We start from the raw sequence: 12,434 nt of genomic DNA on the forward strand, positions 1-12,434 counted from the left end.
CTTTTTTCGGGAGTCGAGCGTAGCCGCGCCAAGCCGACCCAGATCGGATCAAAGCTTAGTCGTCGCTGCTACGGGGTTTTGCTGGAGTGGACGGCATGGGAAAAGAGGTTACGTTGGTGCTCTCGCCGGGTTTTACGTCAGAAATCTTGGCGACACCCTCTTTGGCCACCTCATCGATGCGAATCACCGAATGCAGGGGGATGTAGCTGCGCTGAACGCCACTGAACTCGGTTTTCAGCTTTTCTTCGGCGGGGTCTACAAGGATCTGAGAGCGCTCGCCGAAGAGCAGCTCTTCGACTTCGATGAAGCCCCACATATCACTCTGATAAATCTGACGGGCAAAAATCTCTACGACCTGATTGCCGTTCTGGAAGATAACTTTGTAGACAGGACTGCTGGACATGGCGATTCCGTTTACTCACTGTGGCTGCCCGGACGCCCGGTGACGCTCCGGATTGCCACGTTTTAGCGGGCGCGAGAGTCTACCTAGCCTACCACCGGAATACCAGTAAAGTCGCTGGGCAGCGAGGGCATCGGACGCTATACTCCGCGGCCCTTAAATCAAGGCCTTCCCTCCGGAAAACCGTGAAGGAAAGCCGCCAGGGCTAGAAGCCCCAAGGTCAGGAGCCGTGAGCAAAAAAGTCTTCGTCAAAACCCATGGATGTCAGATGAATGAGTACGATTCTGCACGCATGCAGGATTTGCTCGTCGACAGTCATGGGCTGGTGCCCACGGACCGTGAGGATGACGCCGATGTCATCCTCCTCAACACCTGCTCCATCCGTGAAAAAGCCCAGGAGAAGGTCTTTCACCAGCTGGGCCGCTGGAAGAACCTCAAACAGAAAAATCCCGAGCTCATCATCGGCGTGGGCGGCTGCGTCGCGAGCCAGGAAGGTGCGGACATCGGCAAGCGCGCGCCCTACGTTGACCTGGTGTTTGGCCCCCAGACCCTCCATCGGCTCCCGGAAATGCTCGACGAACGCCGTGACAGCGGCAATCTCGTGGTGGACATCACTTTTCCGGAGATCGAGAAATTCGACCGCCTTCCCGAGCCAAGTGTCGACGGGCCCTCGGCCTTTGTGTCGATTATGGAAGGCTGCAGCAAATACTGCAGCTTCTGCGTCGTACCCTATACCCGGGGCGAGGAAGTGTCCCGCCCCCTCGATGACGTCATCGCCGAAGTCGCCAGTCTTGCGGGGCGCGGCGTTCGGGAAGTCAATCTTCTTGGACAGAACGTCAACGCCTATCGCGGTGAAAGCCACGAAGGCGACATCGTCGATTTTGCCGAGCTCCTGCATTTTGTCGCCGCTATCCCGGGCATCGACCGCATCCGTTACACCACCTCTCATCCCGTGGAGTTCTCCGAGGCGCTGATTCAGGCCTACGCCGACATTCCCGAGCTCGTTGATCATCTGCATCTGCCTGTGCAGGCGGGTTCGGATCGCGTACTGGCAAACATGAAGCGCGGGCACACGGTTCTGGAGTACAAGTCCAAGATTCGCAAGCTCCGCGCGATCCGACCGAATATCAGCTTGTCATCAGATTTTATTATTGGCTTTCCCGGAGAAACGGAAGCCGATTTCGCCGCCACCATGAAGCTCATTGACGATATCGGCTTTGATATGTCCTTCAGCTTTATCTATAGCGCCCGCCCGGGCACGCCGGCCTCGGATCTCAAAGACGATACCGACGAAGAGACCAAAAAGTCCCGGCTGCACATACTCCAGGCACGTATTAATCAGCAGGCACAGGCCATCAGCCGACACATGGTTGGCAGCCGTCAGCGCATCCTTGTCAGCGGCCCGTCACGGAAAGATCCGGGGCAGTTGCAGGGCCGCACGGAGAACAATCGCGTGGTCAACTTCAGTGCCGACGACCACGGTCTCATCGGCCAGTTTGTCGATGTCACCATTGGCGAAGCCCTGCCTAACTCTCTCCGGGGAGAATTGATACCCGGCACTGCGGGTTGACTGTGGCGGATTCGTGACTATTCTTGCAGTTCCATCGACATGGCTAGCGCCACCAACAACAATTTGACCTCAGAACCTCCCAGTCCGGGCGGGCAGCCTTACAGGCTGACCCTCGAACCTGATGATGCACGACATCTTGCGGCCCTGTGCGGGCAGTTTGACGCGCACCTGCGTCAAATCGAAGAGCGTCTCCAGGTCAGCATCCGCTCCCGCGGCAACCAGTTCACTCTTGAAGGTGAGGCCGATGCCGTCGCCACCGCGAGTGCACTTCTTGAGCATCTCTACGCCGAGGTGTGCCAGGGCATCGGCGTGACACCCGAGTCCCTGCATCTGCAACTCCAGCACGCAGGCACCGAGGGGCTCAACACCGGCGAGGGCGCGTCCGCCCTTCAGGTGATTCGCACCCGCAAGGGCTCCATCAAACCCCGGGGCCGCAACCAGCAGGCCTACGTGCGCAGCATTCATAATTGCGATATCAATTTTGGCGTGGGTCCTGCGGGCACGGGCAAAACCTATCTGGCGGTGGCTTGCGCCGTGGAGGCCCTCCTTGAGGAAAAGGTTCGCCGTATCCTCCTTGTGCGTCCGGCGGTAGAAGCCGGGGAGAAGCTCGGCTACTTACCGGGGGATCTCAGCCAGAAAGTCGATCCCTACCTCCGACCCCTCTACGACGCACTCTATGAAATGCTGGGCTTCGAGACCGTGAGCAAATATATCGAGCGCAGCATCATTGAAGTCGCGCCCCTGGCCTTTATGCGCGGTCGCACGCTGAATCACTCCTTTATCATTCTTGACGAAGCCCAGAACACCACCCGGGAGCAAATGAAAATGTTCCTGACGCGTATCGGCTTTGGTTCCACCGCCGTGATTACCGGCGACGCGACGCAGATTGATTTACCCCGGGGTACCCAGTCTGGTTTGACCCATGCGGCGAACATTCTTGAGGATGTCCCGGGTATCGGCTTCACCTGGTTTGCCAACCGGGATGTGGTGCGCCATCCCCTGGTGCAACGCATTGTTGCCGCCTACGAGAGTCATGACGCAAAGAACACCACGAGTCTGGAGAAGAGTAAGCCCTGATGCTCACCCTCGACGTATTTCGTGAGACTGTCGAGAAATCCCCGGATGATCAGACGCTCCTTCGCGCCGCGGAAACGGCATTGACGGTAGGCTCTCCCGCGGCCCACGGGCACTGGGAGGCCGCTCTTCGCATTGTTGATGAAGCCGAAATGCAGCAGCTCAACGCGCAGTATCGCGCCAGGAACACACCCACCAACGTGCTGTCTTTTCCTGCGGATTTGCCCGCTGACGTCACCCTGAACCTGTTGGGGGATATCGTTATCTGCGCGCCGGTGGTTAAAAAAGAGGCCACAAACCAGGGCAAGCCCCTCGCGGCGCACTGGGACCATATGCTGGTTCACGGCGTGCTCCATCTCCTGGGTTTTGACCACGAATCTGACGCCGAGGCGACACACATGGAATCCCTGGAAACCCAGGCGCTGGCTACCCTTGGCTGGCCCTGTCCCTACAACGCCGACCCGGCAATGCTGGCAGAGGTAACGCCCGGATGAGCGACGATCGCAACGGCAACGAAGAAAAGTCTTTTCTGAGCCGCATTGCCCAGGCTTTTTCCAGCGAGCCTCGAAGCCGCGAGGATCTCAAGGAAATCCTCCAGCTGGCCATGGAAAATGACATTATCGAGGAGGACTCCCTGTCCATCATCGACGGTGCCATGCAGGTCAGCGGCATGCAGGCGCGGGACATCATGGTGCCCCGCCCTCAAATGGTGGTGATCAAGGCGGAGAGCAGGCTTGAGGAAATACTGCCTCATATTTCCATCAGCAAACACTCCCGATATCCCGTGATCGGCGAGAGCCCCGACGACATCCTGGGAATACTCCTGGTCAAGGATCTGCTTCCGCAGATTTTGTCTGATGACCGCGAGAACTTTGATGTGCGACCCCTCCTAAGACAGACCGTGGTGGTGCCCGAAAGCAAGCGTCTGAATGTGCTGCTGCGGGAGTTTCGCGAAAACCGCAATCACATGGCCATTGTGATCGATGAGTATGGCGGCGTCGCCGGCCTGGTCACCATTGAGGATGTTCTGGAAGAAATCGTGGGCGAGATCGAAGACGAGACGGATGAAGAGGAAGATCAGTTTATCCGTCGCATCGCCGATGATGATTTCTTTGTGCGGGCGCTCACGCCCATCGAAGACTTTAACGCCTACTTTGAAGTGGCATTCAGCGATGACGAATTCGACACCATCGGCGGCCTGGTCATGCATGCCTTTGGTCACATGCCGACGCGCAATGAAATCACCCATATCGATGGCTTTGAATTCAAAGTGATCAACGCCGATCAAAGAAAGATCCACAGTTTGCGGTTACGTCCTCCCGGCGCGGAATGAGCACCCCGGTGAGCCCGCCCGCGAGCGCTCTGCCCCGCTGGCAGGTTTTACTTCTGGCGCCCCTGGGAGGCGCCCTCGTCACCCTGTCTCTGGCACCCTTTCATCTCTGGCCCCTGGCTGTCGTGGGCTGCGCCATCTACGCCTACCTTCTCGCAAGCTGCACGCCGGGACAGGCCTTCCGCCGCGGCTGGCTGTTTGGCTTTGGATTGTTCGGCTCGGGAGCCTCCTGGGTTTACGTCAGCATTCACGTGTATGGCAACGCCGGGGTTACCCTCGCGGCGTTTCTCACCCTGATTTTCTGCGCGGGCCTGGGACTGCTCCATGCCCTCCAGGCCTGGCTGTACACCCGCATCGTCAGGCCCCTGCCCGGCGGCATGCTCCTGGGCTTTGCCGCGTTCTGGGTATTTGGAGAATGGCTGCGTAGCTGGCTGCTCACGGGGTTTCCCTGGCTGTATCTCGGCTATGCCCACGTGGACACATGGCTGGCAGGCTGGGCACCCATCACCGGAGTCTACGGGCTTTCTTTCGCCGTGGCGTTCACCGCGAGCTGCGTGTTTTTAACCTGGCGAAGCCCCCAACCTGCCACGGTGCTGAGCTACGGGGGACTGTTGGCCACGCTCTGGGGTGGTGGACTCATGCTAAAACCCATCGAATGGGTGGCGCCGGCCAGCGAAAAACCCCTGAGCGTGGCCATCTACCAGCCCAACATCCCCCAGGAGCAAAAATGGGATCGGCGTCGCTATCAGAGCATCCTCGCTCAGTACGAGCGCGCGGTACGCCCCATGTTTGATAAGGACCTGGTGCTCTGGCCCGAGTCGGCGATCCCCCGGGTGGCGGACCGGGCGGGGGATTTTCTCGACCCCATCGCCCGGCGGGCGAGTCTCAGTGACACGGTGCTGATTACGGGCATACCCACGCGGGATTCTCAGAACCGCTATTTCAACAGCATCATTGCCCTGGGTCAGGGGAAGGGGCAGTACGACAAGCAACGACTTGTGCCCTTTGGTGAGTATGTCCCTCTGGAAGATCAACTCCGGGGACTTATCGATTTCTTTGACCTTCCCATGTCCGACTTCAGTCGCGGCGACCGCAAGCAGGGCCCCCTGGAGGCCGGCAACCATCGCGTTGCACCGCTCATCTGCTACGAGATCGTCTATCCCGAGCTGGTCGCCCGAAGCGCCCAGCGCGCAGAGCTGTTGATCACCATCAGTAATGACAGCTGGTTTGGCGCCTCCATCGGCCCCCTGCAGCATCTGCAGATGGCGCGTATGCGGGCGCTGGAGAATGGTCGCTATCTCCTGCGCGGCACCAACAACGGCGTGTCGGCAATCATCGATCATCGGGGGAAGATCACGGCCCGCACGGAGCAATTTGTCGAGAGCACCCTCGTGGGCGACGCCCAGGTCATGCTGGGCAACACCCCCTTCACCAGCTTCGGCTCCAAGCCCCTGCTCATCGCCCTGGGCCTGCTCCTTGGCAGCATGGGCCTGATGTACCGCACCCTCTGGCGGGACGACTATAACGGAGACTGAGGCTTCGCCGGAAAACAGGTTTACTGCTACCATGCGCCCTCGAAAAAAAGCACCCAGCAGAGCTCATGGAACACTACTACGATCCCCAACGTATCGAACGCGACGCCCAGACCTTCTGGAATGAAAACCGCAGCTTTGCTGCACGGGATACCCTCGAGGGCGACAAGTTCTACTGCTTATCCATGTTTCCCTACCCCAGCGGCAAGCTGCATATGGGACATGTTCGCAACTACTCCATTTCCGATGCCATCGCGCGCTACCAGCGCATGCTGGGCAAAAATGTGCTTCATCCCATGGGCTGGGACGCCTTTGGCCTGCCGGCAGAAAACGCCGCCATCGCCAACAAGACCGCGCCGGCAAAATGGACTTACAGCAACATCGGTCACATGCGCGAGCAGCTCAAGGCCCTGGGCTTCAGCTTTGACTGGGATCGGGAACTCGCCACCTGCACGCCGGAGTATTACCGCTGGGAGCAGTGGTTCTTCACGCGTCTGTACGAGAAAGGCCTCGTCTACAAAAAAATGGCGACGGTGAACTGGGATCCTGTAGATCAGACAGTGCTCGCCAACGAGCAGGTGATCGACGGCCGGGGCTGGCGCTCCGGCGCGCTCATTGAGCGCCGGGAAATTCCCCAGTGGTTTATCCGCATCACCGCCTATGCGGAGGAGCTGCTCAAGGACCTGGACACGCTTGAGGGCTGGCCCGAGCCCGTGCGCATCATGCAGCGGAACTGGATCGGCAAGAGCCGGGGCGTCGAGCTTGCCTTTGGTCTGAAGGAAGCTATCGCGGGCCAGGAACGCATCGAGGTGTATACCACCCGCCCGGATACGCTCTTTGGTGTCACCTATGTGAGCCTCGCTGCCGAACATCCCATCAGTCTAGCCCTGGCCGAGAACAATCCCGCGCTCGGGCAGTTTATTCAGGAATGCAAGAAAGCCTCCGTAGCAGAGGCCGATATGGCCCAGGCAGAGAAGCGCGGTATGGATACGGGGCTTCGCGCCGTGCACCCCCTGACGGGCGAAGAAGTCCCGGTGTGGGTAGCCAACTACGTCCTCATGGATTATGGCTCCGGTGCGGTCATGGCGGTCCCCGCCCATGATGAGCGCGACTATGAATTTGCCAGCAAGTACGAGCTGCCGATCAAAACCGTGATTTGCGATGCGCAGGGTCAGGCCGCGGACGTCAGCGAGGCCGCCCACACAGACAAAGGAGCCCTCACCGCCTCCGGTGACTTTGACGGCCTGGGTTTTGATGATGCCTTTGATCGTATCGCCGCACGTCTTGAGGAGCTGGGCGCCGGCAAGGTCACCACGCAGTATCGTCTGCGGGACTGGGGCGTTTCACGGCAGCGGTACTGGGGAACCCCCATACCCATGCTCAATCTTGCCGACGGCGGTGAAATCCCGATTCCGGCCCATCGCCTGCCTTCATTGCTCCCCGAAGACGTGGTCATGGACGGCGTGGCATCGCCAATCAAGGCGGACCCCGAATGGCGAAAGTTTGACCTCGATGGTCAGAGCTGCGAGCGGGAGACGGACACCTTTGACACCTTTGTACAGTCCTCCTGGTATTACGCACGCTTTACCTGCCCGGAGTTTGCCGACGGCATGCTGGACAAGGAAAAGGCCGACTACTGGTTACCCGTGGACCAGTACGTGGGGGGTATTGAGCACGCAATCCTGCACCTGCTTTACGCGCGCTTTTTTCACAAGCTCATGCGTGACGAGGGCCTGCTGAGCTCTGACGAGCCTTTTACCCGCCTCCTGACCCAGGGCATGGTGCTCAAAGACGGCGCCAAAATGTCCAAGTCCAAGGGCAACACCGTCGATCCCCAGTCCCTCATTGACAGCCACGGCGCCGATACCGTGCGTCTTTTCAGTCTCTTCGCCGCGCCGCCGGACCAGTCCCTGGAGTGGTCCGAAGACGGTGTAGAAGGCGCCCAGCGCTTTGTAAAACGCCTGTGGCGACTCGTCCACGAACACACGGATCAGGGCCCCGCGCCCGCATTGGACAGCGCTGCGCTGAACGATGGAGAGCGTGATGTCCGGCGCAAGATCCACGAAACCATCGCCAAGGTCAGTGACGATATGGGCCGGCGCCAGACTTTCAACACCGCCATCGCCGCGGTCATGGAACTGTGTAATGAGCTCAGTCGTCTGACGATCGATGGTCCCCAGTCCCGCGCGGTCATGCAGGAAGGGCTGGATGCCGTGGTCCGAATGCTGGTACCCATCGTTCCTCACATCTGTCATCACCTGTGGGGAATTTTAGGCGGTGAGGGCGACGTCACCTATGCAGACTGGCCCGTGGTAGACGAATCCGCGCTGGTACGTGACACGCTGGAGATCGTGGTGCAGGTGAACGGCAAGGTTCGCGCCCGCATGGATATTGCGGCGGATGCCGACAAAGACGCCGTGGAAGCGGCCGCACTCAAGGCCGAGAACGCCCAGCGCTTTATTGAGGGTAAAACCATACGCAAGGTGATCGTCGTACCGGGCAAGCTTGTGAATATTGTGGTCGGGTAGACTAGTCACCATGGCGAAGACTTTCCTCACCCGGTTTACGACCTCCTCCATTGTCCTGGCGCTGTGCCTGCTGATCACCGCCTGCGGTTTTCAGCTGCGGGGCACCGGTGGGGGCTCGGCCTTACCGCCGGAATGGTCCCGCATGTACCTGGCCTCCAATGATCCCAACGGGGAGCTCACCCGCATCGTTGCATCGACCTTCAGTGCCAGCGGCATCGTCTGGGTGCCCCGTGCCGAAGCACAGCACATCCTGCGCCTGGGTCCCGAGATCTTCAATCAGCGTAACCTGTCCGTGAACGCCCAGGCCCGCGCCGCGGAATTTGACCTGCAAATGAGCGCGGACTTCATCGTGTTCGACAGTAATCGCGAGATGGTCATGGAGCGCACCACCGCTTCCGTTAACAAGCAGATGGAAAACGACCCCCAGAACGTCGTGGGCAAGGCCGAAGAAGTGCGGGTATTGCAGGGCGAGCTGCGTCGCGAGCTGGCGACGCAGATTCTGCGCAGAATCAGTTTTTTCGCAGCCAACGTCGAATAGCGTCAGTCCCGATGCGCCTCTATCCCGAAAAGCTCGCCCAGGATCTGGCACGTACGCTCCACCGCGTGTACCTCATCAGCGGCGACGAAACGCTGCTCGTACAGGAATGTGCCGATCAGGTACGCGCCGCGGCGCGCCGGGGAGGCTGCAACGAGCGCCACGTGATGGACAGCAGCGATCGCAGCTTTAACTGGCAGGATCTCACCCAGGACGCCAGCAGCATGTCCCTGTTTGCCGAGCAGCGTCTCATAGAGTTGCGGATTCCCAACGGAAAGCCCGGCGCCGAGGGCAGCAAAGCCTTGCAGGAATACCTCGCCCAGGCACCAGAGACCGATACGCTGCTGATCGTAGCGGGAAAGATCGATAAAGCCAGCACCAATAGCAAATGGTACAAGGCCATCGACCAGGCGGGCGCGACGGTTCAGCTCTGGCCCGTGAATGCGGATGAACTTCCCCGCTGGCTGGAGCAGCGCGCGCGGAGCATCAGTTTATCCATAGACCGGGAGGGTTTGGCCCTCCTCGCGGAAAGAGTCGAGGGCAACCTCCTTGCGGCGGTGCAGGAGTTGGAGAAGCTTCGCCTTCTGGCAGGAGACAGCACCGTAAGCGCCAAGCAGGTCGCCTACGCGGTAGCCAACAGCGCCCGTTTTGACAGCTTCGCGCTGATAGACGTGGCCCTGTCGGGACGCGCCGGGGACAGCCTGCGTATGCTTCACGGACTGCGGTCCGAGGGCATTCAGCCACCGGCGCTCCTATGGGGGCTGGTGCGGGAACTGCGTCTGCTACGCGGACTTTTGCAGGCGGTGGAAGCGGGACAGGCCCCCATGCAGGCGCTCAATGGGGCTCGGGTCTGGAAAAGCCGACAAGGGGTAATCCAGGCGGCCATGCGCAGACATTCCGTAGCGAGCTGTGAGGTGCTCCTCTCCCTGGCAAGCCACGTAGATGGCTGCATCAAGGGCTATGCTCAGGGCGACCCCTGGGAGCAAACCGAGTGGCTCGTGGCCGGTATTGCCCGGGACGGACAGCCAGGCCTGGCGCGGTCGGCCTAGGGTGACCGACGATCTCGCCAGCCCCCCTGCGGCCCATGGCGCCTGTAACTGCGGTGCAGTCCGGTTTGAAGTCAGTGCCGAGCTTAAGGACGTTTTTGTATGCCATTGCTCCATCTGTCGCCGGTCCACAGGCAGTAACGGTATTGCCGTTGTAGTGGTCGATAATTCGGTGTTCCGCTGGACAGCCGGCGAGGACGCTATTGCGACCTGGAAGAAACCGGATGCGGACTGGCAAACCTGGTTCTGTCGCCACTGCGGCTCCAGGCTCCCGGGCGCCAACGATGCCGAGCGCACCTTTGTGCCTGCCGGCCTGTTGCTGGAAGGCAGCGACTCCCTCACGGTCAGGCACCATATTTTCGTGGACTCCAAAGCGTCCTGGGACGAGATCGGTGATGCTGGCTGCCAGCACCGCGAAGCGTTCAAGAGCCAGGGGAGCCCCGGCCATCACTCACTGAAGCAGCTTTTTCCGTAAACATGTCTCAATAGGCGACAGGTTAAAAGTATTTACTTGCGGAATGCCCGCTTCCAGACTACTGTTTTTATATACAGTACTTTTGGAGAGCGGCAATGCATCAGGATCCGGGCAATACCTTAGAAAACAATAGCCATTTACAAAACAATATCCACAGTCTTCACAACTCTCACAATCTTTACAGCCCTCACAACCTTCACGCGCCTCGTGACCCCAGCGCATCCGACGCCGCCCATGGTCCGCGCAAGGCCGTCCATCATCTGACGGCGGGGCTGGCGGCAAAAGAGATCCCTGAAAGCCTGCACAGCATTATCAACCGGCGCGATACCTGGCTCGGGTACAGTGATTTTGCCGGTGCACCGCTTATTGATAGCCCTCAGAACAAACAATACAGCGATGGCGCGGCAAACGGCGACCTTCACCACCATCAACGCATTCCTACCGGGTTTGGCGCCCTGGATGCCCGCCTGTGTGAGCAGGGCTGGCCCCTGGGCACCTGCATTGAAGTCATGAGCGATGCCTCGGGCATGGGCGCTATGGGCTTATTTCTGCCGGCCATGGAAAACCTCAGCCAGCAGGAGCGCTGGCAGGCTTTTATCGCGCCCCCCTACACACCCTATGCTCCCCTCCTCGCAGCCCGGGGGGTCGACACCCAGAAAGTCCTCCTCGTACACCCCAGGGAGCGCGAAGAATTACTCTGGAGTACCGAGCAGGCCCTGCGCAGCGGCACCTGCAGCGTGGTGTTCAGCTGGCTGGGAAGCGGCGAGTATCGTTATGCAGAGCTACGGCGACTGCAGCTGGCTGCGGCGCGAGGTAATACCCTGGCCGTATTGTTCCGCTCTCAGGACGCCGCACATCAGCACGCCCCGGCCGCCCTGCGCTTACAGATGAATGCGTATCGGCAGGTACACATTCTCAAGCAGCGCAGCGGCATACAGGGCATCGATGTCTATTTGCCACCGGAGGATGACGTGCCGCACCAGCCCCAGCTTTGGGAGCTACCCAAGGATGAAATTACACCGACGAGTCGCGCCGCCTCTTAAAACTGAAGGTCAACTCAAGCTTTAACTTAATTTTCAACTTAGGCTTCAAACCAGGCGTCAGTTCAGGTCAAAATCCGCGGTAACGGGGCGATAGCCGCGGGGTTTTGTCAGCTATTCCTGTCATGAGTGCTCTGCCCTAAAATGCAGGCACTCCATCACGCGTATTCATCAAGACAGGAATGATTGGTCATGCAGGATTTTCCCCATCACTACGAAGTTCGTGGCAACGCTACAGCTGACAGCCCCGTTGTACTCACCGCCGCCAACGTTTCAGAAATCGTCACGGCGCCTCCGGCGGAATTCGGCGGCCCCGGGGACAAGTGGTCCCCGGAGTCATTGCTCGTTGCGGCGGTGGCGGATTGCTTCATTCTGTCCTTCCGGGCCATCGCCCGAGCATCCAAGCTGGACTGGAACGAACTTCAATGCCAGGCGTCGGGCACCCTGGATCGTGTAGAACGGGTTACTCGGTTCACTGCTATTACCGTGGAGGCCACGCTGCATGTTCCCGCAGGTACCGATGTGGAGAAAGCCGAGAAGCTCCTGCACAAGGCTGAGCAAAGCTGCCTGATCACAAACTCCCTCATCGCTGACAGCAGCCTCAGCACAACGGTCACGGTAGACGACTGACCCCCTCTCATGGATCTGTGGCTCACGGAGTACGGCGTCACCATCGGTGTCGGCGGTCTGATTCTATTTATGGTGTTTATTATCTGGGATCTTGCCAAACGTAGTAACGCCGGTGTTTTTGGCACCATGATCCTCTACCTCGCTCTCGCCCTGGGGGTGCTGGGTTTCGTGATCAAGATAGCCATCAGCTATCTGCTAGAGCGAGGCATGAACTAAAAGCAGGTCTTTTCTCCCGCCGGCTATCGCCATACACCAGAAAATTAAGTACTGTATA

General features: G+C 59.4%; 13 protein-coding genes. 12 read left to right on the forward strand and 1 reads right to left on the reverse strand.

Annotated features, from left to right (window positions below; genetic code table 11):
* Positions 1-55: 55 nt before the first annotated feature.
* Positions 56-403, reverse strand: coding sequence for a DUF1820 family protein (locus tag KT71_RS17055; protein ID WP_008294096.1), 348 nt, complete (start codon positions 401-403; stop codon positions 56-58).
* Positions 404-629: 226 nt separating this feature from the next.
* On the opposite strand from KT71_RS17055, the gene miaB reads away from it, so the two are divergent.
* From miaB to KT71_RS17115, 12 genes are all read left to right on the forward strand, one after another.
* Positions 630-1,970, forward strand: coding sequence for a tRNA (N6-isopentenyl adenosine(37)-C2)-methylthiotransferase MiaB (miaB, locus tag KT71_RS17060; RefSeq protein WP_040362466.1), 1,341 nt, complete (start codon positions 630-632; stop codon positions 1,968-1,970).
* A gap of 39 nt (positions 1,971-2,009) precedes the next feature.
* Positions 2,010-3,047: a PhoH family protein gene (locus KT71_RS17065; RefSeq protein ID WP_008294094.1), complete on the forward strand. Its 1,038-nt coding sequence runs from the start codon at positions 2,010-2,012 to the stop codon at positions 3,045-3,047.
* Positions 3,047-3,538: an rRNA maturation RNase YbeY gene (gene ybeY, locus KT71_RS17070; protein ID WP_008294093.1), complete on the forward strand. Its 492-nt coding sequence runs from the start codon at positions 3,047-3,049 to the stop codon at positions 3,536-3,538. The genes KT71_RS17065 and ybeY overlap by 1 nt, the downstream gene beginning before the upstream one ends.
* The gene (locus KT71_RS17075; RefSeq protein ID WP_008294092.1) at positions 3,535-4,377 is read left to right on the forward strand and encodes a CorC family transporter; all 843 of its coding nucleotides are present in this window, start codon (positions 3,535-3,537) and stop codon (positions 4,375-4,377) included. Before ybeY ends, KT71_RS17075 begins: the two co-directional genes overlap by 4 nt.
* An 8-nt stretch (positions 4,378-4,385) precedes the next feature.
* Positions 4,386-5,909, forward strand: a complete 1,524-nt coding sequence (lnt, locus tag KT71_RS17080; RefSeq protein WP_238549437.1) for an apolipoprotein N-acyltransferase — start codon at positions 4,386-4,388, stop codon at positions 5,907-5,909.
* 65 nt (positions 5,910-5,974) lie between these two features.
* Positions 5,975-8,434, forward strand: a complete 2,460-nt coding sequence (gene leuS, locus KT71_RS17085; protein ID WP_008294090.1) for a leucine--tRNA ligase — start codon at positions 5,975-5,977, stop codon at positions 8,432-8,434.
* Positions 8,435-8,444: 10 nt separating this feature from the next.
* On the forward strand, positions 8,445-8,972 hold the full coding sequence (locus KT71_RS17090) for an LPS-assembly lipoprotein LptE (protein WP_008294089.1): 528 nt from the start codon (positions 8,445-8,447) through the stop codon (positions 8,970-8,972).
* A gap of 11 nt (positions 8,973-8,983) precedes the next feature.
* Positions 8,984-10,018 (forward strand): DNA polymerase III subunit delta, encoded by a 1,035-nt coding sequence (holA, locus tag KT71_RS17095; protein ID WP_008294088.1) that lies wholly within the window; start codon positions 8,984-8,986, stop codon positions 10,016-10,018.
* Position 10,019: 1 nt separating this feature from the next.
* Entirely contained in the window at positions 10,020-10,490 is a 471-nt protein-coding gene (locus tag KT71_RS17100; protein WP_008294087.1) for a GFA family protein, read from the forward strand.
* Between the two features lie 95 nt (positions 10,491-10,585).
* On the forward strand, positions 10,586-11,533 hold the full coding sequence (gene imuA, locus KT71_RS17105; protein ID WP_008294086.1) for a translesion DNA synthesis-associated protein ImuA: 948 nt from the start codon (positions 10,586-10,588) through the stop codon (positions 11,531-11,533).
* A 189-nt stretch (positions 11,534-11,722) separates the two neighbouring features.
* Complete coding sequence (locus tag KT71_RS17110; protein ID WP_008294085.1) at positions 11,723-12,160, forward strand: OsmC family protein; 438 nt, start codon at positions 11,723-11,725, stop codon at positions 12,158-12,160.
* Positions 12,161-12,169: 9 nt separating this feature from the next.
* On the forward strand, positions 12,170-12,376 hold the full coding sequence (locus KT71_RS17115) for a DUF2788 domain-containing protein (RefSeq protein WP_008294084.1): 207 nt from the start codon (positions 12,170-12,172) through the stop codon (positions 12,374-12,376).
* Positions 12,377-12,434: the final 58 nt, after the last annotated feature.

The sequence above is a fragment of the Congregibacter litoralis KT71 genome, from assembly GCF_000153125.2.
Taxonomy (GTDB): Bacteria; Pseudomonadota; Gammaproteobacteria; order Pseudomonadales; family Halieaceae; genus Congregibacter; species Congregibacter litoralis.

Excerpts from the sequence above, each read along its gene's own strand:
- KT71_RS17065 (WP_008294094.1), top strand. The coding sequence starts at position 2,010 with ATGGCTAGCGCCACCAACAACAATTTGACCTCAGAACCTCCCAGTCCG.
- KT71_RS17055 (WP_008294096.1), bottom strand. The coding sequence starts at position 403 with ATGTCCAGCAGTCCTGTCTACAAAGTTATCTTCCAGAACGGCAATCAG.
- leuS (WP_008294090.1), top strand. The coding sequence starts at position 5,975 with ATGGAACACTACTACGATCCCCAACGTATCGAACGCGACGCCCAGACC.
- KT71_RS17090 (WP_008294089.1), top strand. The coding sequence starts at position 8,445 with ATGGCGAAGACTTTCCTCACCCGGTTTACGACCTCCTCCATTGTCCTG.
- KT71_RS17075 (WP_008294092.1), top strand. The coding sequence starts at position 3,535 with ATGAGCGACGATCGCAACGGCAACGAAGAAAAGTCTTTTCTGAGCCGC.
- holA (WP_008294088.1), top strand. The coding sequence starts at position 8,984 with ATGCGCCTCTATCCCGAAAAGCTCGCCCAGGATCTGGCACGTACGCTC.
- KT71_RS17115 (WP_008294084.1), top strand. The coding sequence starts at position 12,170 with ATGGATCTGTGGCTCACGGAGTACGGCGTCACCATCGGTGTCGGCGGT.
- ybeY (WP_008294093.1), top strand. The coding sequence starts at position 3,047 with ATGCTCACCCTCGACGTATTTCGTGAGACTGTCGAGAAATCCCCGGAT.
- imuA (WP_008294086.1), top strand. The coding sequence starts at position 10,586 with ATGCATCAGGATCCGGGCAATACCTTAGAAAACAATAGCCATTTACAA.
- KT71_RS17110 (WP_008294085.1), top strand. The coding sequence starts at position 11,723 with ATGCAGGATTTTCCCCATCACTACGAAGTTCGTGGCAACGCTACAGCT.